Source organism: Streptomyces longhuiensis (assembly GCF_020616555.1).
Classification (GTDB): Bacteria; Actinomycetota; Actinomycetes; order Streptomycetales; family Streptomycetaceae; genus Streptomyces; species Streptomyces longhuiensis.
Window position 1 is genome coordinate 455,500 of sequence record NZ_CP085173.1, and the last position, 22,666, is coordinate 478,165.

General features: G+C 66.8%; 22 protein-coding genes and 1 pseudogene. 14 read left to right on the forward strand and 9 right to left on the reverse strand.

Features of this window, described 5'->3' with window-relative positions:
• The first annotated feature begins 341 nt into the window (after positions 1-341).
• The 3 genes from LGI35_RS02270 (at position 342) to LGI35_RS02280 (ending at position 1,839) form a co-directional block, all read left to right on the forward strand.
• Complete coding sequence (locus LGI35_RS02270) at positions 342-629, forward strand: transposase (protein WP_227291901.1); 288 nt, start codon at positions 342-344, stop codon at positions 627-629.
• Positions 617-1,537, forward strand: coding sequence for an IS3 family transposase (locus LGI35_RS02275; protein ID WP_227291902.1), 921 nt, complete (start codon positions 617-619; stop codon positions 1,535-1,537). Before LGI35_RS02270 ends, LGI35_RS02275 begins: the two co-directional genes overlap by 13 nt.
• Positions 1,538-1,602: 65 nt before the next feature.
• Positions 1,603-1,839 (forward strand): SH3 domain-containing protein, encoded by a 237-nt coding sequence (locus tag LGI35_RS02280; protein WP_227291903.1) that lies wholly within the window; start codon positions 1,603-1,605, stop codon positions 1,837-1,839.
• A 332-nt stretch (positions 1,840-2,171) separates the two neighbouring features.
• Here LGI35_RS02280 and LGI35_RS02285 read toward each other — a convergent pair whose 3' ends face one another.
• Together LGI35_RS02285 and LGI35_RS02290 are read right to left on the reverse strand one after the other, a co-directional pair.
• The gene (locus LGI35_RS02285) at positions 2,172-2,507 is read right to left on the reverse strand and encodes a hypothetical protein (RefSeq protein ID WP_227291904.1); all 336 of its coding nucleotides are present in this window, start codon (positions 2,505-2,507) and stop codon (positions 2,172-2,174) included.
• A 1,051-nt stretch (positions 2,508-3,558) separates the two neighbouring features.
• Complete coding sequence (locus tag LGI35_RS02290) at positions 3,559-4,515, reverse strand: helix-turn-helix transcriptional regulator (RefSeq protein WP_227291905.1); 957 nt, start codon at positions 4,513-4,515, stop codon at positions 3,559-3,561.
• 96 nt (positions 4,516-4,611) lie between these two features.
• Here LGI35_RS02290 and LGI35_RS02295 point away from each other — a divergent pair, with 96 nt between their 5' ends.
• From LGI35_RS02295 to LGI35_RS02305, 3 genes are all read left to right on the forward strand, one after another.
• The gene (locus LGI35_RS02295) at positions 4,612-5,601 is read left to right on the forward strand and encodes an MDR family NADP-dependent oxidoreductase (RefSeq protein ID WP_227291906.1); all 990 of its coding nucleotides are present in this window, start codon (positions 4,612-4,614) and stop codon (positions 5,599-5,601) included.
• Complete coding sequence (locus LGI35_RS02300) at positions 5,598-5,753, forward strand: hypothetical protein (protein ID WP_227291907.1); 156 nt, start codon at positions 5,598-5,600, stop codon at positions 5,751-5,753. Before LGI35_RS02295 ends, LGI35_RS02300 begins: the two co-directional genes overlap by 4 nt.
• Before the next feature lie 159 nt (positions 5,754-5,912).
• Positions 5,913-6,437 carry a hypothetical protein gene (locus tag LGI35_RS02305; RefSeq protein ID WP_227291908.1) on the forward strand — a complete coding sequence of 175 codons (525 nt, stop codon included), beginning with the start codon at positions 5,913-5,915 and terminating at the stop codon, positions 6,435-6,437.
• A gap of 147 nt (positions 6,438-6,584) precedes the next feature.
• Here LGI35_RS02305 and LGI35_RS02310 read toward each other — a convergent pair whose 3' ends face one another.
• Complete coding sequence (locus LGI35_RS02310; RefSeq protein ID WP_227291909.1) at positions 6,585-7,022, reverse strand: glutaredoxin domain-containing protein; 438 nt, start codon at positions 7,020-7,022, stop codon at positions 6,585-6,587.
• A gap of 92 nt (positions 7,023-7,114) precedes the next feature.
• On the opposite strand from LGI35_RS02310, the gene LGI35_RS02315 reads away from it, so the two are divergent.
• On the forward strand, positions 7,115-7,402 hold the full coding sequence (locus LGI35_RS02315; protein WP_227291910.1) for a hypothetical protein: 288 nt from the start codon (positions 7,115-7,117) through the stop codon (positions 7,400-7,402).
• On the opposite strand, the gene LGI35_RS02320 is transcribed toward LGI35_RS02315, so the two are convergent.
• Complete coding sequence (locus LGI35_RS02320) at positions 7,381-7,749, reverse strand: VOC family protein (RefSeq protein WP_227291911.1); 369 nt, start codon at positions 7,747-7,749, stop codon at positions 7,381-7,383. The two genes, LGI35_RS02315 and LGI35_RS02320, sit on opposite strands and share 22 nt — an antisense overlap.
• Before the next feature lie 393 nt (positions 7,750-8,142).
• Between LGI35_RS02320 and sigJ the strand changes: the two genes are divergently transcribed.
• The 3 genes from sigJ to LGI35_RS02340 all read left to right on the forward strand — a co-directional run bounded on the left by sigJ (position 8,143) and on the right by LGI35_RS02340 (position 11,976).
• On the forward strand, positions 8,143-9,084 hold the full coding sequence (gene sigJ, locus LGI35_RS02325) for an RNA polymerase sigma factor SigJ (protein WP_227291912.1): 942 nt from the start codon (positions 8,143-8,145) through the stop codon (positions 9,082-9,084).
• 110 nt (positions 9,085-9,194) lie between these two features.
• The gene (locus LGI35_RS02330; RefSeq protein WP_227291913.1) at positions 9,195-9,641 is read left to right on the forward strand and encodes a VOC family protein; all 447 of its coding nucleotides are present in this window, start codon (positions 9,195-9,197) and stop codon (positions 9,639-9,641) included.
• A 688-nt stretch (positions 9,642-10,329) separates the two neighbouring features.
• Positions 10,330-11,976, forward strand: a complete 1,647-nt coding sequence (locus LGI35_RS02340) for a serine/threonine-protein kinase (protein WP_227291914.1) — start codon at positions 10,330-10,332, stop codon at positions 11,974-11,976.
• Between the two features lie 245 nt (positions 11,977-12,221).
• Here the strand turns inward: LGI35_RS02340 and LGI35_RS02345 are convergent, their stop codons facing one another.
• Complete coding sequence (locus LGI35_RS02345) at positions 12,222-12,650, reverse strand: VOC family protein (protein WP_227291915.1); 429 nt, start codon at positions 12,648-12,650, stop codon at positions 12,222-12,224.
• A 187-nt stretch (positions 12,651-12,837) separates the two neighbouring features.
• Positions 12,838-13,356: a proline dehydrogenase gene (locus tag LGI35_RS02350; protein WP_227291916.1), complete on the reverse strand. Its 519-nt coding sequence runs from the start codon at positions 13,354-13,356 to the stop codon at positions 12,838-12,840.
• A 762-nt stretch (positions 13,357-14,118) separates the two neighbouring features.
• On the opposite strand from LGI35_RS02350, the gene LGI35_RS02355 reads away from it, so the two are divergent.
• Positions 14,119-15,183 carry a PP2C family protein-serine/threonine phosphatase gene (locus LGI35_RS02355; RefSeq protein WP_227291917.1) on the forward strand — a complete coding sequence of 355 codons (1,065 nt, stop codon included), beginning with the start codon at positions 14,119-14,121 and terminating at the stop codon, positions 15,181-15,183.
• 254 nt (positions 15,184-15,437) lie between these two features.
• Complete coding sequence (locus LGI35_RS02360; protein ID WP_227291918.1) at positions 15,438-15,872, forward strand: DUF6281 family protein; 435 nt, start codon at positions 15,438-15,440, stop codon at positions 15,870-15,872.
• Positions 15,873-15,986: 114 nt separating this feature from the next.
• Here LGI35_RS02360 and LGI35_RS02365 read toward each other — a convergent pair whose 3' ends face one another.
• Positions 15,987-16,907, reverse strand: coding sequence for an NADP-dependent oxidoreductase (locus LGI35_RS02365; RefSeq protein ID WP_227291919.1), 921 nt, complete (start codon positions 16,905-16,907; stop codon positions 15,987-15,989).
• A gap of 262 nt (positions 16,908-17,169) precedes the next feature.
• Positions 17,170-17,385 (reverse strand): hypothetical protein, encoded by a 216-nt coding sequence (locus LGI35_RS46325; protein WP_341483336.1) that lies wholly within the window; start codon positions 17,383-17,385, stop codon positions 17,170-17,172.
• Positions 17,386-18,278: 893 nt separating this feature from the next.
• On the opposite strand from LGI35_RS46325, the pseudogene LGI35_RS02370 reads away from it, so the two are divergent.
• A pseudogene (locus LGI35_RS02370) lies at positions 18,279-18,832 on the forward strand (transposase); the annotation flags it as partial.
• A gap of 15 nt (positions 18,833-18,847) precedes the next feature.
• Here LGI35_RS02370 and LGI35_RS02375 read toward each other — a convergent pair.
• Entirely contained in the window at positions 18,848-19,549 is a 702-nt protein-coding gene (locus LGI35_RS02375) for a class I SAM-dependent methyltransferase (RefSeq protein WP_227291920.1), read from the reverse strand.
• A gap of 1,454 nt (positions 19,550-21,003) precedes the next feature.
• On the opposite strand from LGI35_RS02375, the gene LGI35_RS02380 reads away from it, so the two are divergent.
• The gene (locus tag LGI35_RS02380; RefSeq protein WP_227291921.1) at positions 21,004-22,308 is read left to right on the forward strand and encodes a phospholipase D-like domain-containing protein; all 1,305 of its coding nucleotides are present in this window, start codon (positions 21,004-21,006) and stop codon (positions 22,306-22,308) included.
• Positions 22,309-22,666: the final 358 nt, after the last annotated feature.

Consider the following 22,666-nt stretch of genomic DNA (forward strand, 5'->3'; position numbering starts at 1 on the left):
GCGCCCAAGATCAACTCATGGCCCCTTTGCCGCGTATCCGAGTCAGGCCCTTCAGAGGTTTCACCTTCGAGCAGTCTGGTGAAATGGCCTCGCTGTGCAGTCGGCCTCGTGGTGTTGCTCCGCAGGATCAGCCCGCAAGGCGTTAGGGTCTGACGCACGAGATGACATAGGAGGGGGAACCTGTGAAAAAGTCTCTGCGCTCAAGGACAGTCGCATCGCTGGCGGCTGCCGCAGCCATCAGCCTTGCCATTCCGGGCGTCGCGAACGCCGCTGACCACTCCGTCAAGTCTGTCCCTCCCCTCATAGCGTGAAGACTGCGGCTGCAGGGGAAGTTGGGAGTCATGGCGGAGAAGCGACGGAAGTTCGATCCGGAGTTCCGTGAGGGTGCGGTCCGGATCGTGACGGAGACCGGGAAGTCAATCACCGAGGTCGCGAAAGACCTGGGGATCAACGAGACGACCCTGGCCACCTGGGTGTCCCGGGCTCGGCAGGCCGGGACGAGACCGGCTGTCGGGAGCGAGGAGTTGGAGCGGCTGCGGCGGGAGAATGCCCAGCTCAAGCGGGACAACAAGGAACTGGGCATGGAGCGTGATGTGCTCAAACGCTGCATGGTCCTGTGGGTGAAGTAGCCGTGGCGGACCCGGCCCAAGTGGTCGGGGTGATCAGCGACTTCAGGACCGAGCACGGCATTTCGCACCGCGTCTCGTGCCGGGCTTTGGGCGTCAGCGAGTCGTGGTTCTACAAGCACCGCTCCCGCAAGCCCACCCGGCGGGAAGTACGCCGCCAGCAGCTGGCCGAGGCGGTGACCGAAGAGTTCACCGCCTCCGGCGGCACCTATGGCTCACCGAAGATCTGGATCCAGCTGGTGCGGCAGGGCTGGCGTGTCTCGGTGAACACCATTGCCAAAGTCATGGCCGAGCTCGGTCTGGTGGCCCGCACGGTGCGTCGCCGGCGGGGGCTGACTCGGCCCGGCAAACGGCTGGCCGCCCCTGACTTCGTGCACCGCGACTTCGCCGCCGAGGCCCCTGACCTGGTCTGGTGCGGGGACATGACCGAGATCGCAACCGGTGACGGGAAGCTGTATCTGGCCACGGTCATCGACCTGTTCTCCCGTCGCCTGCTCGGATACGCGATGGGTCCGCGGCACGACGCCGACCTGGTGGTCGCCGCGTTGCACATGGCCGCGGCCACCCGCGGCGGCGACGTCCGTGGAGTGATCTTTCACAGCGACCGCGGGAGCGAATACGGATCACGGAGATTCCGCCGAGCCTGCCGCAAGCTGGGCGTCTTCCAGTCCATGGGACGCGTAGGCTCGTGCTTCGACAACGCCGTCAGCGAAGCGTTCAACAGCGTCCTCAAGGTCGAGTACGTCCACCGGCACGCCTTCACCACCCGCACCGAGGCACGGATCCGGATCGCGACCTGGATCACCGACTTCTACAACACACGACGGCTGCACAGCGTGTGCGGTTTTACGAGCCCGATCGACTACGAACACGACTACTGGGCCAGCCTCAACGAGAGGCTGGCTGCATAAGAAGGTCTCCACGATTCGGGGGGATTGACAAGTCCGCCTCATTCACTGACGGCTGCGCAACGGGGATGGTGACACCCATCAGCACCTGGGGGCAGATCAGGGAATTCGCGAAGAACAACGCCCGGATCCTGGAAGCCGTGCCGAACGACCAGAACCGTGTCTGCTCCCCGAACAGCACCGTCGTAGGTGACCCGTACAAAGGATGCGGATACAACCGCGCAAACGGCTGGATCAAGGTCAAGACCTTCGGTGGACAGTGGGGCTGGGTCGCCATGACCTGCTGGGACGACACCCCCTTCTAGTCCCGGACCCACCGTGCCCCTGATGAACCCCCGGGCGCTGCGGTGCCCGATAGCCTCCAACTTCCCTTCCATAACAGCCAGAACGCCCTGGGGTCCGACGCCATGGGGACTACCGCCAACAGGCACCGGCTCACACTCTGGAGGTCTCATGCGCACACGCCTCACGCCAACAATCGGCACCGTCGTGCTGGCGGCGACCTCTCTGGCAGGCACTCCCACTGCCCAGGCGCAGACCGACGTCACGCCGCGCATCAGAAGTTCTCCTCGGACAGGACAGTGGCGCGATGGATGCGAACGGATTCTGTAGTTGCGGTACTCGCTGATGTACGGCGTCACAAGTCCACGCGGGACTCCGTCTCGCGGGGCTCCCGCCGCAGCACGACATGTGCCGGCCTGAACGGCAAGCTACGCAGGGTCGGTTCCATGACCCTGAAGAGTGCCTCGGCGTCCGCACCGTACGCATACAGCACGACCTCGCCCCCGCCGAACTCGTTTCCGTCGACCTCGCCGACTCCCGCTTCCTTGACTGCCGAGGTCATGGCTCGCTCTGCGTCGTAGATGACTTCGCGCTCAGCGGGTGAGCCGTACTGGTCATCGCTCAGACAGTAGTAGGCAATGACGGCTTGCTCCGACGGCTCTGGTTCCGGGAATTCAAACAGTGCGTCCATACCCGCACGCTCTCACCTCGCTCTGACATCGAGCTCTGGGCGCGTCAAGCTCGACTCGTCCAGAGAGAGTTGGGCATCTGACCTGCGGGTAATTGGCCTGCCAGCTTGAGGCCGATGACCCGTTGCCTGGTCGTTGCGTGGCTCCCCGCCCAACCTGGCACGGGTTTGGCACGAGCAACTGCCGGGGTCCGGTGGGGACTACTCAGGACGCCGACCGCGCGCCACGCGTGCGACCACCCCGCGAGCCGCCTCTTACTCCCACCGGTTTGGCTTCCGCCTGGGGCGCCCCCGGGCGCCGTTTGTCGGGACGGTGTGACCCTACGGCGTCGCCTTCCCGGTCGCGATGGAATTTCGCCCGCCGCGCCTGAAACTGCGCACGCCTTGTGATCCGTAATTCGATGCCGAACGGTCACCGACGGCCGTGCCATCCGCTCCTTCGTCTCCATCGCCGACCGGGAGGGGAGGAAACCGGCAATATCGGCGATCGTTCGATCAGGTCGGGCCTGACAAATGACACTCAGGTGGGGAGCCCGATCGCCATGCCGGCCTCCCCCGCCCGCCGACCGGTGCGCGCCCCTTTGGTCTACGAGATGGGTCGGCCACGGCCGACGTATTCGGGGTCGCCGAGGAACTGGTCCTGTCTGCCCGGGCAGGAGGACGTGCCGGGTGGTCAGGCTGGGCCCGCACAGGGCGTGGGCGCGGGGTGACGTACTGGGGATTGGCGCGGGGCCGGACGTGTCACCCCCAGCGGGCGCAGGCAGACGCCGTAGCCTTCGAGGGTGGGCGTCCTCAAGGAAATCCCCGCGAGACGGGGGCTTTTGCACCCTCGTCCGCTGCCAAGGACCGTTTAGGCCGGACGCCGCCAGCGCGTGGCCGACGTCCTCGGCTCCAAGCACCCGTCCGCCTCAAGTCGACCAGAACGGCATGGGCCGCGGCGTGGTGTCCATGCTCAAGCGCTGGGCCGACACTGGCCGCTGCAAGGCGCAGATCGTGGACTTCATGGTGTCCGAGTCGCCCGCCCAGGACGACCCGGGTGCCACGCCGAGGAAGGTCACTCGGCTGCGCGGGTCGCCCGGAGGAAGCGGGCCCCCCACTCCTGGACGTGCGCGGCGAACTCCGGCGGCCCCAGGACCTCGAACTCGGCGCCCACGTTGCCCAGTGCCTGGGTCGGCCAGTCGAGGGAGGTCGAGGTCATGGTGAGCCGGCAGCTGTCCTGGCCGAGTGCCTCGATCGTGCCCCACTGGCCGACCACCTGCCGAACCCGTGCGGACGGCGCGTGGACGAGGGCCTCGACCGTATACGGAGCCGGGGCCCCGCTCGCCGTCTGGACGAAGGCCACGGCGTCCTCGGCCGGAAGCAGGCGGGGCCGGAAGCGGGCGCCGGTCGCCGTCGGCCCGGTCAGCCGGTCGAGGCGGAAACTGCGCCAGTCGTGGCGGTCCAGGTCGTAGGCGACCAGGTACCAGCGCCCGCCGAGGGCGACGACGCGGTGCGGTTCGACCTCGCGCTCGGTGGGTGCGTTGCCCCTGGATGTGTAGCCGAACCGCAGCCGTTCCTCGTCCCGGCATGCCTGGGCGACTGCGGTGAGCACCCCTGCTGCGACGACCGGCCCGGAAGCGGCAGCGGAAACGGTCATCGCGCGCAGGGCGTCCACTCTGGCCTTCAGCCGGGGCGGCAGGACCTGCACCACCTTGGTGAGGGCGCGCAGGGACGCATCCTCCATCTCTGCGATCCCGCTCTGTGCCGCGTCGCCGATGCCCACCGCGAGTGCCACCGCCTCCTCGTCGTCCAGCAGCAGCGGGGGAAGGACAGCGCCGGGCGCAAGCTGGTAGCCGCCGTCCGTGCCCCGGGCCGCGCTGACCGGGTAGCCGAGTTCGCGCAGCCGGTCGACGTCTCGGCGCAGGGTCCGCTCGGAGACTCCGAGCCGGTCGGCCAGTTCCAGGCCGGGCCAGTGTCGGTGGGTCTGCAGCAGGGAGAGCAGTTTGAGGGTCCGTGAGCTGGTGTTGGCCATGCCGGAATACTGCCCTGGGTTCCGGTCAGAAAGTGGCCGGAAGCCTCCCTAAAGTCGATCTCGAAGGCCGTACCGGACCAATGTGAGGACCAAGAAATGATCAGCCGTGAGATTCAACTGGCCGCGCAGATCAGCGGCGTCCCGACCCTCGACCATTTCACCGTCGCCAAGACCGAGGTGGACGGCGAGGTCCTGGTGCGTACCGACCAGGTCGGGCTCGCCGCGACATACCTGGAGCTGATGCGGGCCGACTGCACCCTCCCGGTGCCGGCCTGGCAGCCGGGCCGGCGGGTGGGAGTGGCCGCCACCGGCACGGTGGTCCGGTCCGACAGCCCCGAGCTCGCGGTCGGCGACCTGGTCCAGTCGATGGCTGGTTGGAGCGAGTACTCGGCGGGTCCGGCCGCCGAGTACGTCAAGCTCGACCGCACTCTCTTCGCCGACCCCGGCTACCACCTCGGACAGGGGCCGACCGCCTACTACGGGATGGCCGATGTGGCGGCCGTCGGCGAGGGCGATGTGGTGTTCGTCTCCGGTGCTGCGGGCGGGGTCGGCTCGCTGGCCGGACAGATCGCCAGATGTCTCGGTGCAGCACGGGTGATCGGCAGTGCCGGGAGCCCGGCGAAGGTCGACTACCTCGTCAACGAGCTCGGCTACGACGCCGCGTTCGACTACCACGACGGCTCCGCGGCCGACCGGCTGCGGGAGCTCGCGCCCGAGGGCATCTCGGTGTTCTTCGACGTTGTCGGCGGCGAGCAGTACGACGCCGCGCTGCAGGCGGCCCGGCCCGGGGCGCGCTTCGCCCTGTGCGGCTCACTGTCGAGCCAGCTAGGCGACGCGGCCGAACGCTTCCCGAAGCCCGACCGCGCGGCGGCCGAGGCGAAGGGCATCAAGCTTCTGCCGTTCTCCTGCTACCACACACCGGATCAGATCGCGGCCTGGAAAGAGCACTTCAGCACGTGGCTGGGCGAGGGCCGCTTCATCTACCCGCAGACGGTCGTCGACGGCGGGATCGAGGACGTGCCGCGGGCGTTCCTCTCGCTGCTTCAGGGTTCCTACCGGGGCAATGTCTCGGTGCGGCTGGCGTGACCGCCCTCTCCCTCCGGGCCCTGAACCGGGCGCTGATGGACCGACAGTTCCTGCTGGCGCGCACCGATCGCACTCCGGTAGAGGTGATCGGGCGACTGGTCGCGCTGCAGGCACAGGAGCCCAACGAACCGCCGCCCGGCCACCCGTCATGACGTGGGCAGAGTCCTTGCCAGTGGGCGAGGCGTACAGCGGCCTCACCCACCACAAGACAAGAGGGGGCACCAAACTCCGGCGTACCGAAGAACGGCAGACTAGACGGCCGGGGCCATGTGTAGCGGGCACGAGGCCGAAGAAGCTCACGGAGTGCGTTGGTGGATCTCAGCTCAGTGATCATCGCGGTGGCAGGCGTCGCAGGAACCCTGGGAGGATCACTACTCACCCAACGCGGCTCCGAACGAGCGAAGCGTCGGGAAATAGAGCTCATTCGTGATCATGATGAGATCCGCGAAAAACGTTCACTCCGACGCACCTGCTATGTGGAACTCAACCGAGATGCCCGGCAGTTCACCACAGCACTCAACCGCCACCTGCACGTCATGAGGGAACGCGGCGTTGGGGACGCCGACAGCGACACACTCGACGAAGCGAAGGACGCGCACCGGGATCGATACTCCGAAGCACAGATGATCGCCCCTGAAGAAGTACTCATGCGAGCGAGCGTCGTCAATCAAGCCCTGAACAAGGTCTACGGCCAGGTCAAGCGCCTCGAACGCGGTGACCCCGAACCAGGCGAAACGATGGAGACTGCGGCTCAGGCCCAGTACGAGGTCTGGGACTTGCTGCGGACCATGAGAACCACTATGCGTCACGACCTCGGTGTGTCGCATGACGATTGAGAGCTGTCGCTCAGCTCCGTGCGGTCCTCTTCTTTGCCTCAACGAGTCAATAGCTGACTAGGCAAAGGTTAAAACGCAAGCTGGGCTTGTCTTTTAACCTCGGTGCGCATGGGCGCGGGCGCCTCTCCGGTAGGTCGTGGTTTCTGATCACGCTGACGAGGGGAGTTGTTCGCGCACCCATGCGGGATCGGGGTTGGTGTGTGGCTGGCCCCCCACGACGACCGTCGGCACGGTCTCGTTGCCGTCGTTGACGGCTCTCACCGCTGCGGCTGCTGCCGGGTCGCGCCAGATGTTGACCCAGTGCAGCTGGCGGGCGCTGCGGCCCAGCCGGATGCGCAGTCGTATGCAGTACTTGCAGCCCGGCCGCCAGAAGACGACTGGTCGGCCGTCGACCGCGCTGCGGCGTTGTGCCTCCTGCGCGCCGATCGACCTCGGGAAGATCAGGGGTGAGTTCACGCCGGCGAGCGTCAGGAACGCCAGCAGGAGTGCTGCGGCTGCGCCGGGGCTCCCCCTGAAGATCTGCCCGGTCGCGACAGCTGAGCCGCTGAGCACAAGCAGCATCGGCAGGATCCAAGCGCGCATCATGGTGATGCAGGCTATCGATGAGTCGAATTGCTCCTCGAACTAGGTCGTTCACCTGAGTGTTCGCCGGACGTTGAGGCGGCCTTCGTCTGATCATGCGCTCCGCGTGGATCGACCATACCGGCGAACTCCACATCATCGAGGGCACGCTGATGCGCCTCCAGGTCGACCGCCTGCCCGGCGGAGGCGACCCGCCGGGCGACCGCCGGGTCACCGGCTCCGGCCCCGGTCAGATCGGCGGCCGCCAGCCGAATCCGCCCACGCCGAGCCCGCTCCTCAGCCGTCAGCCCGCCGTCATCGGGATACCTCATCCCTCCGGAATGGCAGGTAGCCCACGATCAGTACCTGCCCCGGAACAGCATCACCGGGCCGGGATCGGCTGAGTGAGGTTGACCGGGTTGCCGTCGGGGTCCTGGATGTGGGCGACGCGCTGTCCCCACGGCATGTCGTTGGGGCCGCCGCGGACCGAGCCGCCCAGCGCCGCCACCCGGCTGAGCGTCTCGTCGACGTCATCGACACCGATGCTGAGCAGGATCCGCGACGCAGCCCCGGTCCCCGGGTCCGCCTTGGCCACCAGCCCGAGGTCGGTGTCGCCGATGCGCAAGCCGAGGTAGAAGGCCGGGCCTTCCGCCGGTACCCGAAAGATCTCCTCAGCGCCGAACAATTTCGTATAGAAGCCGAACAGATTGTCCTGGTTGGCAGTCACGATCACTGGCTGGATGGTGGACATGGCACTCCTGTCGAGAACGGTCGCGTCTCTGGGCAGACCGTTCGAGGTCGGTGAACTCATCGGCGCAACCACCCCGCCGGACGATCTACTCCACAGACTGCCGCCCACGACCAGCACGAGCACGCCCCGAAATGAGGTCACGCCACCGCTCTGACCAGGACTTCGGGATGGCGGAGCTTCATTCATGATGTCCCCTGTCGCGCGCGATGGGGCGCCCTGTGAGCACTCAACAGCTTTCGTGTCAGGGCAGGTTCACCGACCCTGTGAACCGACGGGAGCGCGCGAGAGATGGACAGGCCTACAGCAGATCCGTGCCCACTGCTGACATCGACGAGTCCTGATTCGTCGTAGGGACGAGGAGACCCGTGCGGCCCGAGCGAAGGGAACCAGCCGATGGAGACCACAGGCGGAAACGAAAAGCCCCCGACGCGTTCGGACGAGGACCTGCTCGAGCCCGAACGCCGCAATCTCACGAATGTCGCCTACCGTCTCCTCGGCTCACTGACCGAGGCGGAAGATGCCGTACAGGAGGCCTACACCCGCTGGTTCGCGCTCCCCGCGCCGCGCCGCGACGCGATCTCCTCTCCACACGCCTGGCTGACCACCGTGGTGAGCCGGATCTGTCTCGACCAACTCCGTTCGGCACGCATGCGCCGCGAACGGTACGTCGGCCCATGGATACCCGAACCGCTCCCCGTGCGAGCGGAATGGAGCCGGCTCACACTCGGCTCGACCGCGAGTGACCCGGCCGACCAGATCACGCTGGATGAATCCGTCGAGATGGCCTTCCTGATCATCCTGGACTCCATGACGCCGGCCGAGCGGGTCGCTTTCATGCTGCACGATGTGTTCCGACTGCCGTTCAACGACGTGGCCGAGATCGTCGGCCGCACACCAGGGGCCTGCCGCGAACTGGCCTCCAAAGCCCGTCATCGGGTAACCGCCGCCCACAACCGCGGTACGGGAGCGCCCCGGCGTGCCGCGATCATCCGCGAGTTCCGGCAGGCATGGCAGGCCAAAGACATCAATGCCCTCGTCACGCTCCTCGACCCGTCAGTCACTGCAGCCGCCGACGGCGGTGGACGCGCAATGGCGTCACCGGTTCCCGTCCAAGGCCGCGAAGCAGTCGCACAGTTCCTGGTGCACCTGGCGAACCTCGCCGGCCGGCTCGACCTTCTCGAGCGCACCGTCAACGGCCAGCCCGGCCTCGTCGCGATGAACGGCAACAACGTACTGACCGTCTACGCGTTCGACATTGACGACGCCCACATCCAACGCATCTGGGCAATCCGCAACCCGGACAAGCTGCGCTCATGGGCCAACCGACCCGCTTGACCCGATCGACACTGACAACTCGCCCTCCCACAACGTCGATTCACCGGGTTGCGCATCGAATCGGTGCCGTACCTGAACTGGCCGGGACCAGAAATCAGAGAGGGACAACCATGTCGTCTACTTCCCACACCTTGCACCTCACGGCTCGCGGCACGGACGAGGCATCCGGCTGGTATCAGAAAGCCTTCGGAGCCGAAGAGCTCACCAGGCTCGTGGTACCCGACGGCCGGCTCATCCACGTCCAACTCCGCATCGGAACACTCACCCTCATGCTGGCCGACGAGTTCCCCGAACTGAAATCCTTCGGACCCCAGCACTACGACGGCACCTACAGCGCCATCTACCTGCACGTCGACGATGTCACGGCCGCCTGGCAACAGGCCGTCCACGCCGGCGCCACCGTCATCCGCCCGCTCAACGACACCTACTGGGGCCAGCGAGAAGGACAACTCCTCGATCCCTTCGGTCACCGATGGGGACTGACCCAACACCTCCGCGACGTCCCGCTACCCGAACTTCAAGAACTCACAACCCAAGCATTCACACAGCACAGGTGACCGCGAACTCTCGCTGACATCGAGCAGCTCACCGACACAAACTCACCCATCCCTCTGCCGCACCGACCCACGGCTCCGCTGCCCCATGGCCTCGCCACCGGCCTGCCCTGGTCCGCCAACGCAACAGCCGCCGACACCACGCCGCACGCACCGCCCCCGATGAACGCAACAGCAGAAGCCTCCGCGCTTGCGGATCAGGCGCCGGCATTTGTCGAAGTCGTGGCCACGGTCGGTGAACTGCCGCTTGGGCCGGTGACACGGACGACCACGGACTCCTCGAATGCGGCGTGTCGCGACCCGCAGCAGCATGAGTTGGGTGACGTCGTGCCTGTTGCCGGCGGTCAGTGAAACAGCGAGCGGGTGCCGTGCCGGGTCCGCTCGGCGCGTACATCTGCCCCGTCACGCCCGTGCGCAGCACGCACACGATGCCCATCAGGGCGAAACGGTCATCAACCGGCTTGAGCCCCGGGAACCGGTGACGGCGCGGCGGTCGAGGGATGAACGGGGCTACCCGCTCCCGCAAGTCATCAGGAACAAGATCGTCAGCCATGCGGAGACATGGCCTGTAACCTCCTTCAACTCCCAGCCGCCACACCGAACTCATTCTCAAACCATCGGTTAGGCTGCTGCTCTTGCTCATGGTTCACTGGTCAACTTTCGGTGGGCGAGAGGCAGGGGGGAGAGGGAGATGAACGAAGCCAGAGAGGTGTTCGAGCCGCTGGCGGCAGACGATCCGCACCGGGTGGCCGGATACCAGATCGCCGCGCGACTCGGGGCTGGCGGCATGGGGCGGGTCTATCTGTCGCACACCCAGGGCGGCCGCCCTGTGGCCATCAAGGTCGTACGTCTCGAACTGGCCGACGACCCCGACTTCCGGCGGCGCTTCCGCCGCGAGATGGAGGCGGCGCGGCGTGTGCGGGGCGCGTACACCGCCGAGCTGATCGACGGCGACGCGGACGCCGCGCCGCCCTGGCTGGCGACGCTGTACGTGCCCGGCCCCTCTCTCGCAGAGGCCGTGGCCCGGCGCGGCCCACTGCCGCTGCCCGCGCTCCTGTGGCTGACGGCCGGGGTGGCCGAGGCGCTGCAGGCGATCCACGCGGCGGGCATCGTGCACCGTGACCTGAAGCCGTCGAACGTGCTGCTGGCCGCCGACGGCCCCCGCGTCATCGACTTCGGCATCTCGCTCGCCGCGGACGGCACGTCGTACACCGCCACCGGCGCCACCATCGGCACCCCGCAGTTCATGGCGCCCGAACAGGCGTCCGCGGGTCCGGTCTCGGCGGCCACGGACGTCTTCTCGCTGGGTCAGACGATCGCCTTCGCGGCACTCGGCGAACCGCTGTACGGCAACGGCCCCGCGGTCAGCGTGCTCTACCGGATCGTCCACTCCGACCCCGACCTGTCCGTACTGCCTCCGGAACTGCGCCCGCTGCTCGCCCGCTGCCTCGCCGCCGATCCGGCGGAGCGGGCCACGTTGGCGGAGATCGTCGCGTGGTGCCGGGAGCGGCTCGGGCAGGACGCGGACGCCGGTGCGGTATGGCGCGAGGTCACCGGCCCGGAGATCACGGTCCCGGCACCGGCCCCTGCACCCCCGACTCCTCCTCAGATGGGCCCCACCCTGGCGCACACGCGACCGCCCGTGGGCCCGAACTCGCCCTGGCAGGAGCCGAGTTGGGCCGCCCCACCACCCCGCAGCCGACGCGCGAAGCTGCTCACCGGTGCGGCGGTGACGGCGGGGGTGCTGGTGCTCTCGGTCCTGGCGTGGACGGTGATGGACGCGACGGGGACGTTCGACGGCGGCCGGGGCGGTGACAAGTCTGCGAAAGGGTCCCATACGGGCACTTCGACGGGGGCATCGACATCACCGTCACCGTCGGTGTCCGCGTCGGCATCCAAGCTCGGAGCGGGAACCGGAACGGGATCCAGCGGCGTCGACGCCTCCTCGTCACCCGTGGCAACCCCGTACCCCATGCAGTGGCTGGACGAGAAGAACTCACTGAGCATCAAGGACGGTGCAGATCGGAAGGACCGCAAGGGGGACATCCGCTTCACCTGCGCCAAGGAGCAGAGCTGCGCGCTGGAGACCACCACCAGCACGATCGCCCCGGTGTACGGCAAACCGGGCACCACCCTTGACGACTGCCGCGCCTGGCTCGCCGGCAAGGGCGCCGACACGCGCCTGCCGCTCGCCATCATCACGACCGGCAGCGAGATCTGCTTCAAACACCCTGACGGCTACATCGGCCTGTTCGTGGTCGAGACGAAGTCGACCGCACTCCCGAAGAGCGGGGACAGCTTCCTGACCGGGGCATTGACGGTGTGGCGGGCCTCTTAAAGACTGTTACGTCCCGGCAGGGGTGGTTGGTAACTCGGGCGACGTAGCCGCTTGGGACCGAGACGATCGGGCATGTGTGACGATCGGGCCGTGTGAGCGCAAGGACGACGGGTCGCACTGCGATCCCCAGAGGGCGAATCGCAGCCCGTTGCCCTGCTCCACAGGAGTCCGATTCCTCCCCCGGCTGAAGCCAGGGGTATCCACGCGGGAACCCGATGAACGAACGAGGGCACGCTCGCGGCCCCTCAGTCGATACAGAACTCGTTGCCCTCGATGTCCTGCATCGGAATGCACGAATCGTTGCCGTCATACAGCGTTTGGACATGTACCGCGCCAAGCGAAAGCAGTCGCGCGCACTCGGCCTCAAGTACGGCGAGGCGCTCTTCACCCACGAGCCCGGTGCCGACCCGCACGTCAAGATGCAGCCGGTTCTTGGCGGCCTTCCCTTCGGGGACGCGCTGGAAATACAGTCGCGGGCCCACACCTGAGGGATCACTGCAGGCAAACCATGAGTCCTGCCGCTCAGGCGGCAGCGAGCGATTGAAATCGTCCCAAGTGGCAAACCCCTGCGGTGGCGGGGGCACGACGTACCCCAACACCTCGCACCAGAAACGAGCGAGGCGCTCAGGTTCTGCGCAGTCGAAGGTGACTTGGAACTTCTTGATCGACATCACCGGGCCACCATATGGGCGCGTGCTGCTCGGCGAAACCCTCAGGTGTCACCGTCATGCAGATCGAGCACCTTGCGCACGCTGACCTCCGTCGTGTTCGGGTCCGCCCGACCGCCGCGCCACATCATCTACGACGCACAGTCGAGGAGGTCCTGCCCAACCGGCACACCGGCCGTCAGTGTTTGCCCGGTCAGTTCGTGTTGCCGATGACACTCCGGGCTGCGAGGCGGAAGTCCTTGACGGCTTCGTAGAGGATTCGCTCTCGTTCGGCAGCCAGGGTGACATCCTCGGCTTTGTGCGTGGTGACTCCCGCGTGAGCGTTCTCGGCCATCCGCCGCATGACATGGGCGAGGCCGCTCGATGCGTGAGTGACTCGCCCCGCCACCTCCGCAAGCGAAGCCGGACCCTCAAGAATGACGACTTCGCCAGCACGATGAGCCTCTCGGGCCAGGGCAATGAAGCGGCCTACCTTCTCATCGACATCGGGCAGGTCGGGGTCGTCCGACCGCAGCGCGTCCAGGACTGAATCCATCGCGATGTCGCGGTCATGGAGCGCGCTGAGGTAGCCGGCGTAAGCATCACGACGATGCTCACGACGCCACTGATCACGCTGCCCCCGGGCCTGCACCCGACCGCCGACCACCGCAGCGCCCAAAGAGGCGACAGATCCGACAGCGGCCCCCGCCAGCGCGGCAAAACCTGCATCCATAAGGCCAGTCTCCCGTCGCTCCCCTGCAACCAATACACCGGGGCACTGGCCTCCTTCCCTCAGCGCGCGGGAGGCGAGATGCCTCACCAATGCTCTGGAAACGCCCGGCCACGATGTCGGCATCTCACGAACGGTGCTGCACGCTCGTAGGGCGACGCGACGGGAATCAGAGGGGGCGGCAAGACGTGCTCCTCTCCGAGTGAGGACACTGCAGGGGACGAGGGTCTCGCCCCAGGCAGGGCCAGGTTCCGCAGGTAGTCGCGCAAGAGCCGTACATCCTGCGGCTTGCACTGTTGCGCCGGTTGAGTGTGTCGTCGAACTGCTGGGCCGTGACGTCCAAGTCGGTACCTGCCAGGGATCGTCCTGACGGAACCCGGCGGCTTCCTCGCTGGACATCGACGGCGAGAGCCCTACCTGTTGCGGCCTCCCAAGCATCCAGGCCCACGGTCCGACCGATCACCGTCGAACGGCGTACCCGCGTTCGAGAAAACTGCCCGCCTGGCAAGGGACCACTCCGTCACACAGAGGGGCTGCAAGCTGTGGCGAAGTTACTCCCGGAAGAAGCTGCATGATTCTCACATGTGTACCCCGGTTGAGTGATGGCCACCGCGTGGTGGGGCGCGGCGTGGGCGAGCCGGGTGCGGTGAGACCGCGGAGCGGGCGGGTCGGCAGCTAGCCTGAGCTGGCCAGCAGCCCAGTCGACGTCGGGAGCAACACGTGGCAAGGCTGGGTGTGTGGAAGTGGGTGGGAAAGCGGAGCCGCTTGCTGCCCGCCGTCCTGCTTCTCCTCGCCGTGTTGACGGACCTCACCACACCACGCACCGTCAGCGCTGCGGCCCTGTATGCGGCTGCGATCCTGGCGGCTGCCCCTCTGCTGTCTCTGTGCGGCACCATCCTCACCGGCGTGAGTGCGTTCGTCCTCGACTGGGCCATGTTCGGGTATTTCGGCTATCACCAGAGTCCGATCGAGTTCAGCGAGCTGGCCATGGTTGCGACAGTGACCGTGATCGCAGCCTTCCTCAATCGCCTCCTCCACCACCGAAAAATGCAACTGCAGGCCGTACGCGACATTGCCGCCGCTGCTCAGCATGCAGTTCTGCCGCGCCCGCCGGAGAGGGTCGGTCCGCTGCGCTTCGCCGCACACTACGAGGCTGCTCAGACGGATGCGCAGATCGGCGGGGACCTCTACGCGGTCGTCGACACTCCATTCGGCGTGCGCTGCGTGATCGGCGATGTGCGTGGCAAGGGGATGGGAGCGGTCAGGGCGGTAGCAGTCTGCATCGGGACTTTTCGAGAGGCGGCCCTGCAGGAGCCCAGCCTGGCCGGTCTCGTGGAACGGATGGAGCGGGCCGTCGCCCTCGATGCTCGGCAGGCAGGGAGCGTGAGTGAGCTTGAAGGGTTCATCACAGGCGTGTTTGTGGAATTCCCGCAGCGAGGAAACGAATTCCGGTTGGTCAACCGCGGGCACCCGGCGCCTCTGCTGTTCGTGGGAGACGCAGTGCGATATGTCGAGCCCGGTCGGCCCGGTTTGCCTCTGGGCCTGGCCGCCCTCGGTGCCGGCCCTGGGTGCGTGGACACGGTGACGTTCGCCGAAGGGGCCAGTCTGCTCCTGTACACCGATGGTCTGACCGAAGCCCGGGACGATACGGGCACCTTCTACGACCCGATCGATAGGTTCACGGGACATCGCTATCCCAGTCCGGATGCCCTCGTTGACGCCCTGCTCGCCGACGTGCACAGGCACACCGGTGGCCGGAAAGCCGACGACATGGCGTTGCTGGCCATCACCCGTACCCCCAACAACACACAGCCGACGAGCGCTCGCTAGGAGCTGTTCGGGGTTCGCATCATGTGGTTGACGTGAGGAGCTTCAACGACATGATCCGAACCTCGAACAGCCCTGGGGTCTGTTGTTCGGATCATGTCAGAAGGGCGAGCCACCGAAAGCGGAACGAACCAGTTCGCCCCGAACTCCGTCATGTTCATGAATTGATCGGGAGACGCGCCCGGGGGTCCGAACTCCCCAGGGGTTACGCGGCACCCGGTGAGACGGAGCGCGCACGCTCCAGAAGGAGCCCACTGATGCGAATCAGAATTTCACGCCGCCGCGACGCCGACATGTCGACACGGTCGCTGTGGCTGCCGTTGAACTCGGTGATGGTCGTGGCCGCGCTGACGACCGCCTGTTCAGCGCAGGGTGGTGGCGGGGAGGCCGGAGGGTCTTGCGCGATCGCCGCCACGTACGGGGGCCGCACCTATACGCAGGTGGCCAACGTCGACTTCACCGTAGGCAAAGCACTCGGCCCCGCCGAGTTCCCGCCCTGTGATGACACACCGGGCCACAACGACGATGCCGCAGGGCCCGAACCGACCACGGCCTATGCCGTCGACGGCTTGAATCCACATATCGCCATCGCGATGCGGTACACCTCGGACGAGGTCATGCTCCTCGCCGTCCAATCCGGTGGCAGCCTGCCTCCGGAGGTCAAGGCCCTGACACGAGGCCAGCGGCCATGAGGCGATCACCGCAGAACGTGGTCTGCGGTCAAGTCAGTGCCTCCGGCGGAGGATCGGCCGGCACCGGGGCGCTACCCCGGGGGCGACAGGACTGAGGGGCCCAGTGGAGCTGCCTCAGTCCTCGTTGACGCGGATGATCGTCTTGCCGGGGACGCGCTTTTGCGGCGCGAATGCGTCGGCGGCCTCGGCGAGCGGGCGCACCGCACCGACGATCGGCTTGAGCCGCCCGTCCCGCACCCGTCCGGCCAGGTCCGCGAGGCGGGCACGGTCAGGTTCGACAACGAAGAAGACAGCCCGCCCGTCCGCCGGCTGCACGGTGACCGGCGCAGCGATGGTGACCAGCGTGCCTCCGGCCCGGACCAGCGCCGTGGAGCGGTCAAGGATGTCACCGCCGATCACGTCGAAGACCAAGTCGACGTCGCCGATGTCCTCAAGGCGCTCGGCCTGGAGGTCGACGAAGACGTCCGCGCCCAGCGCGAGGACGCTTTCCCGGTCGGCGGCCCGCCCGGTGCCGATCACCCGGGCGCCGACCTCCCGGGCGAGCTGTACGGCGAGGGAGCCGACGCCGCCCGCGGCCCCGTGCACCAGCACAGTCTGGCCGGTGGTGAGGCGGCCGTGGTCGAAGAGGGCCTGCCAGGCGGTGAGTCCGGAGATCGGCAGGGCGGCGGCCGTGACATGGTCGACGTCGGCCGGGAGCGGAGCCAGATTGCGGGCCTCGACCGCCGTGTACTCGGCCAGCGAGCCGTCACGGCTCCAGTCGGCCAAGCCGAACACTCGCTGGCCGATGGTCAGTCCGGTGGTGCCATAGCCCAGTTCGGTCACGACACCAGACAGCTCGTGCCCCGGCACACTCGGCGTACGGTCACGCCCCGCGCGGTCGGTCCAGGTGCCGGGCCAGGTCAGCTCGCCCGGGGTGAACCCGGCGGCGTGGACGCGCACAATCACGTCGTTCTCGGCGGCATGCGGATGGGGCAGCTCAGTGAGAGTCAGTCCGCCGACGCCGGCGTCGCGGTCCTGAACAGTGATGGCTCGCATGAGATTCCTCTGTGGTCCATGAGAGCGCCGGGTATCCAGGCGCCGTGCTTTTTCCGCTCAAACCGTAATCGTGGCTCCTCCCCCATACCGTCGCCCCGGCTCTGTACCGCTCCGAAACAGCCGCTCGGCCGTAGGCTCAGCCCGAGCCAGGGCAACGCGGTGGCATCGCTGGGGCCCGATCACTGCTGGGGACTCATCGCAGACACAGCCGAAACACCTACCAATCCGCTAGGTACTACCTCATGACGGACCATCAGACGAGTCAGTCCGAATCCCCACGAAGGACACGGCGAGCCGCCTCAGCCTCGGCTGCCGGCGGGGACAACTCATCGAGGACATCAAGCTCGTCATCCCCCTCCAACTCCCGCTCCCAGGCCGCGGCGAGCCGCTCCTGCTCCTCCCCCGGCCTGGCCACGACAGCCTCTCTGTCCTCAGGCGCCAAGGCAGCCAGGAAGCGTGCGACTGATTCGTTCGGCATACTAGATACCCCTTCGCTGGGCATGATGCTGGTCCGGCCTCAGCATGATCAATCAGTCCGGCGATCATGGCCCGACACAGCCGCTGCACACTCGGATGGCGCCATCTCGAGTGCCAGGCCTCGCACGGTTCGTACCGCCCCGAGTACGCCCTGCCAGCCCTTCATCATCGAACTGGCAACAACTCCTACCGCCTCGCGGCACCCGCGCACTGACCGAAACGCCCGCCAGGGCCGGCCGACCGCCGCTCTCCGGGCCGACGACCTGCCAGTTCCCCGCCCAGGCGACGGCTGTCGACCCGAGATGCTCCACGAGGCTGCGCGGGCCATGGATACGCGAGCCGAACCGAGCAGACCCGGCACGATGCGATCGCGGCCGTTTCGCCGATCCGGCAGCTCTTCCGGTACGTCATCGCCGACCGCCTGCCGAGTCGCAGTCAGCCCCAGGCGGCGATGCTGTTCGGCTCCGAGATCGCCCCCTCTTGAGACGACCGAGGCTTCCTCTGCGACTTCTACAACGAGATCCTCCACCGGGACGCCTGCCAGCCCGCCACCGCTGACGGCCTCGTCCTGCTCGCGGCCCTCGCCATCGACGACCGGATTCCCGCCCGACACCGCTTCCAAGTTGCCGCCGTCGCCGAGCGCCATCTCGCCAAGACCTGGCCAACCACCCCGCAAAACTCAGATCCCGACAGCGAGACCCGAGCCCGCAGCGCTGCCCGGGCCCGCACTCCAGATCTGCTGACATGCCGGCCGGCCGAATGCCCTGCGGCTGGGCCAGCCCTTGCGTGCGTCGCCCTCGTCTTCCCAACGGACCGCACCCTGCCCGCCCTGACACCGCGTCTGCAGACCTTCACGCACCAGCACCCCCCAGGGCACCGACATCGGTGACTACGCGCGACCCCGAGCCGGCCGTCAGCGACGGCGCGATGGGCCTGCGGAACGCGCTCCGGGAGGTGTTCCCCGCAGCCAACCATCAGCGGTGCCGAGTTCACAGGGCACGAGATGTCACGAACGGCCTGCCGAAGTCCGCGCACCCCACCGCGTCGAAGGCGATGCAGGAGATCTATAACGCCGAGGACCGTACCCAATCCGAGAGTGCGATCGAGGCGTTCGCCAAGACCTACGGAGCCAGGCGGCCTGCGGCCGTCGGGAAGATCACCGATGACGCCGAGGACTGCTGGCCGTTCTACGAATTCCCAGCCGAGCACTGGATCCACCGGCGGAACACGAACCCCCTCGAGTCGATGTCTTCCACCGTGCAGCTGTGAACCAAGGTCACCCGCGGCGCCGGCATCCGGGGGCCCTTGCGATGGTATTCAAGCTGGTCGAGTCCGCCCAGGCCCGCTGACGCGCGATCACCGGTGCTCACTTGGTCCCGCTGGTCCGCGCCGGGGCCTTGTTCGAGAACGGCATCCTGATCGAGCGCGCCGAGGCCGGCCTCATCTGAACTCACTCCACTCGACTACGGCTCGCGCTCGTTGTACGTCGTGGGCTCGTTACGGACGATGAATTCCGTTGTGACGGCCTGACGGAGGACGTCGTAGCCGACGAACTCAAACAGGCGGGTGCCGCGGCGTAGGGGTTGAGGCGTGCCGACGAACCGGTGCACACCGACCCCGAAGCCCGCGTCCGGTGCTGAGAGCCAACGCAGTTCGAAGCCCTGCGCTTCGAACCATTCACAGATCTGAGGTACACGGTCGGGCGCGGCGCGGTGTCGCGTCCAGATGACGGTGCCGCCGACCTTGCACAGGTGACTGCATGCCGCGATGGTGCGCTCTATATCGGCGTCGGTGATGTTGCCGAAGACGCCGCAGACCAGGACGAGTTCCGCAGGAGCCATGTCCTCGTACTGGTCAACAATGGCGGCGTCGCCTGTGACAACCTCCACCTGCCACAGGCCGGCCCGGCCGACCCTTTCCGCTGCAGCTGCAGTGTTGCGTGGGTCCAGCTCGACCAGCCTCGCGCGCACATCGTCGCGGCGGGGATGCCCGGCCAGAACGTCCAGGAGATCGCGGCCTTCCCCGGCGCAGACGCTAATGACCCTCAATTCGCCAGCCGGGGCCTCAGACAGGGCGGTGCGGACGTGTGCCTGAACCGTCCGCAGCCGCCGTGCCATCCACGAGTCGGACAGGTCGTACTGATCGTGCCAGGCGCTCCAGTCCATGGGCGGACGTTACGGCCACTCGCACGTCACTGGCCATTGAATTGCGATCACCGGAGCGGTGAGACGTTCATCCACAGGTGTTGGCAATTGCTCTGCTCGCGGGCTGCGCTGTCGGACTCGTTCTTCAGGCTGCTGGTGTCGCAGCCTCATGCCTTGAGCGCGTTCAGGGTGGGCAACGCTCTCGTCGCCAGCGTCGTGAGCGGTGTCGCCGAGTCGCTCAAGCATTCGCACGAGATTCGGGCCATTCGGGGGCGCCTTGACATCGTGGAGGGAAGAGCCCGCTGCGATGGCCGGGTGGTCGAGGATCGTCGCGATGCAGAGCGCCACGGACACGGTGGCCTCGCAAGCCTGTTCTGGTGAGTCGCTGCCCGAGAGCATCTTGGGGCAGCGGATTCCGGACCTGCAGGTAAGGGTCGGTGAGGCGTGCCAGCGCCGCAGGTAGGGGCGCCCGTTCCCACGTGGCGTGGCGAGCGATGCCCGATCCGTGCCTTCGAGCGACGCAAGGGAGCGAGCTTGGCGGGGTGAAGCTGCCCGGTCTGGCTACGGTTGCGGGTCACAGGCGAAGGCCATTCGTTGAGCAGAGCGGCATCCGAGTGCCATGCGTAGAGCAGGACGCGCTTGCGCGGAGTTCGGATCCTGCCCAGCCGACCATCTGGCGCTTCAGCGTCTTGATCCCGTTGACGAGAACCCGCCTACCAGGAGCTGTTTCGCGTTGTACGGCGAGCCAACGTGCACACCACAACATCTGATGGGAAGAGCCTCACTCAGCGTTACCCGTCAACAGGCTTGCCGTTCGGCCAAGTTGGAGGAGACCTCCCATGTCCCCCCTCGGGGGCGATTGTAGATTTTACGTGAAGCTATCGTGGTAATCTTCCGATGTAAGGGAAGGCCCGGTTCAGGGTGGTGCGTGCCCGCTTGAGGCTCGCCCATGGGGCCGCTGCAAGAGCATTGGGGTGTAGGCGCCGATCATCATCGGCGGCTCGGGGCACCCTTCAGGACACTCCCGGGGGGGACGTTGAAGTTTCGTCATGTCGCTGTCGCCATAGCTGCAACAGCCTCGGCGCAGCGCGAGCGATAGCGCTCTGCAGTCCACGAGCCCGACAGGGTTCGTATGCCTTCCCAGCCTTGCCCGGGGGTAATGGCGTTCGGCGCAGTCGTTGCTGCGGGCGCGTCAAAAGCGGGTGGTGGCAGGGGTGCGAGCGCCGGCCCGACGGCATGGACGGGTCGCTACGCCGGGCGATGGTCGCTCCCCACGGCGGCCGCTGATTGGCCGACCGGTAGAGCAACACCCCGCGGTCGCTCACCTACTCGAGGACTCTCGTGATGCGCAGTACCGCGCCTTCACGGTGATTTTCGGAACATTCGGTGGCACAGTAGTTGATTCCGCTACCAGCGGCATCACTCCTGCGGCAACCCGACTCTTCAACATCAACAGCCCAGCGAAAGGCCGCCCAATGAAGCGAACGTTCACGTTAATCACCGCACTGGTCGTCACCGCGCTGTCGCTGACATCCGCGGAGGCCGCGGTCAAGAAGGCCAAGGACCCGCTCAGTTGCGAGTCTCGGACGTTCACCTCCACCCCGGGACCGCGCTTCAACGACCCGGAGGACCCCGCCGCCCAGATGAAGATCATGGGCTCGATCATCGAGTCGATCAACAGCGCCAGCTGCGGGCAGACCATTCGCGTCTCGATGTACTCGATGAGCAACGCACAGCCGGGCCCGGACTTCGCCAACGCCCTGATCGCCGCGCACCAGCGCGGCGTCATCGTCAAGGCGCTGATGGACGCCCACAGCGACAATGCGATCTGGCAGTCGATGGTCACCGAGTTGGGCAACGACCCGCGAGCCTCCAGCTTCGCCGCGCTGTGCCCGGGCGGCTGCCTGACCCACTACGCCGGCTCCTCCCTGCACGCGAAGTACTACATGCTCAGCGGCGGGAGCGATGCGAACAGGACGGTGACCGTCAGCAGCGCCAACCCCACCGCCGCCCAGGCCAGCACGGCGTGGAACAGCAGCGCCACCGTCAAGGGCAACGTCGCGCTGTACAACTCCTACGTCAGCTACTTCACCGCGATGTCCAAGGGGGCGCTCAATGGCCCGGGCCCGCTGGCGCCCGACTACTACAGCTCCACCAGCGGCACGGCCGCCAGGACGCTGTCCCCGCCCTCCTATCAGTGGCCCAAGGCACGCGACAAGAGCGATACCTGGGTCGACTTCCTGAACAACATCAAGGCGCCGGCCACGATCAACATCGCCATGTTCCAGTGGACCTCTCACGGGGAGCCGGGCGACAAGAACTATCTGGAGCTGCCGAAGAAGCTGGTGAGCCTGGCACAAACCGGCGTCAAGATCCACATTCTTTTCACCGCCGGTCAGGTCGACAACAGCGTGCAGAGCTACCTGAAGAACCGGCCGAACATCGACGTGCACGACACCAGCCACGGCACCGACGCGAACGGCAACGCTCTGCACTACACGCACGACAAGTACATGATGATCAGCGGCAGTTACGCGGGCGTGGCCAACTCCAGACTCGTGTTCGTCGGTTCCTCGAACTGGACGAGCAATGGCATCTGGCACAACGACGAGACGGACCTGAAGCTGGTCGGCCAGTCCAGCTACGACACGTTCATGACGGACTGGCAGAACCAGTACGACCGCTGCTGCGGGACCGCGGCGCGGCAGTTGGGCGCCGAGCAGCGCGCCGAGAACACGGCACGGGAGATCCCGATCGATCCGAAGCAGATCCAGGAATAGGCATTCCTGGACCGAACAGTGACGTCCCCCATCAGATGTCGTGGTGGGCACGTTGGCTGGCTGTACAACGCGAAGAAGCTCCTGGTAGACGGGTACTCGACCAAGATCACCTGTGTCCGCCAGGAGCTTCGGTGCTCCACCATCCGTCATCCATCTGTCTGTCCCGCCGGACCCTGTGATCCCTGACCGGGCAACTCCGTGCCCGGCGTCGCGAGATCGGAACTGCCGGCGGCGCCTTCCCGTTGGCCGCCAAGCCCTGCTCGCTCCGGCCAACCTCAGGTGCGGGGACATGAACGCCGAGCTCGCCGCGGGGTTCCGCATCGGGATCGCGACCGTGTACCGCTCCCTACGCGAGGCC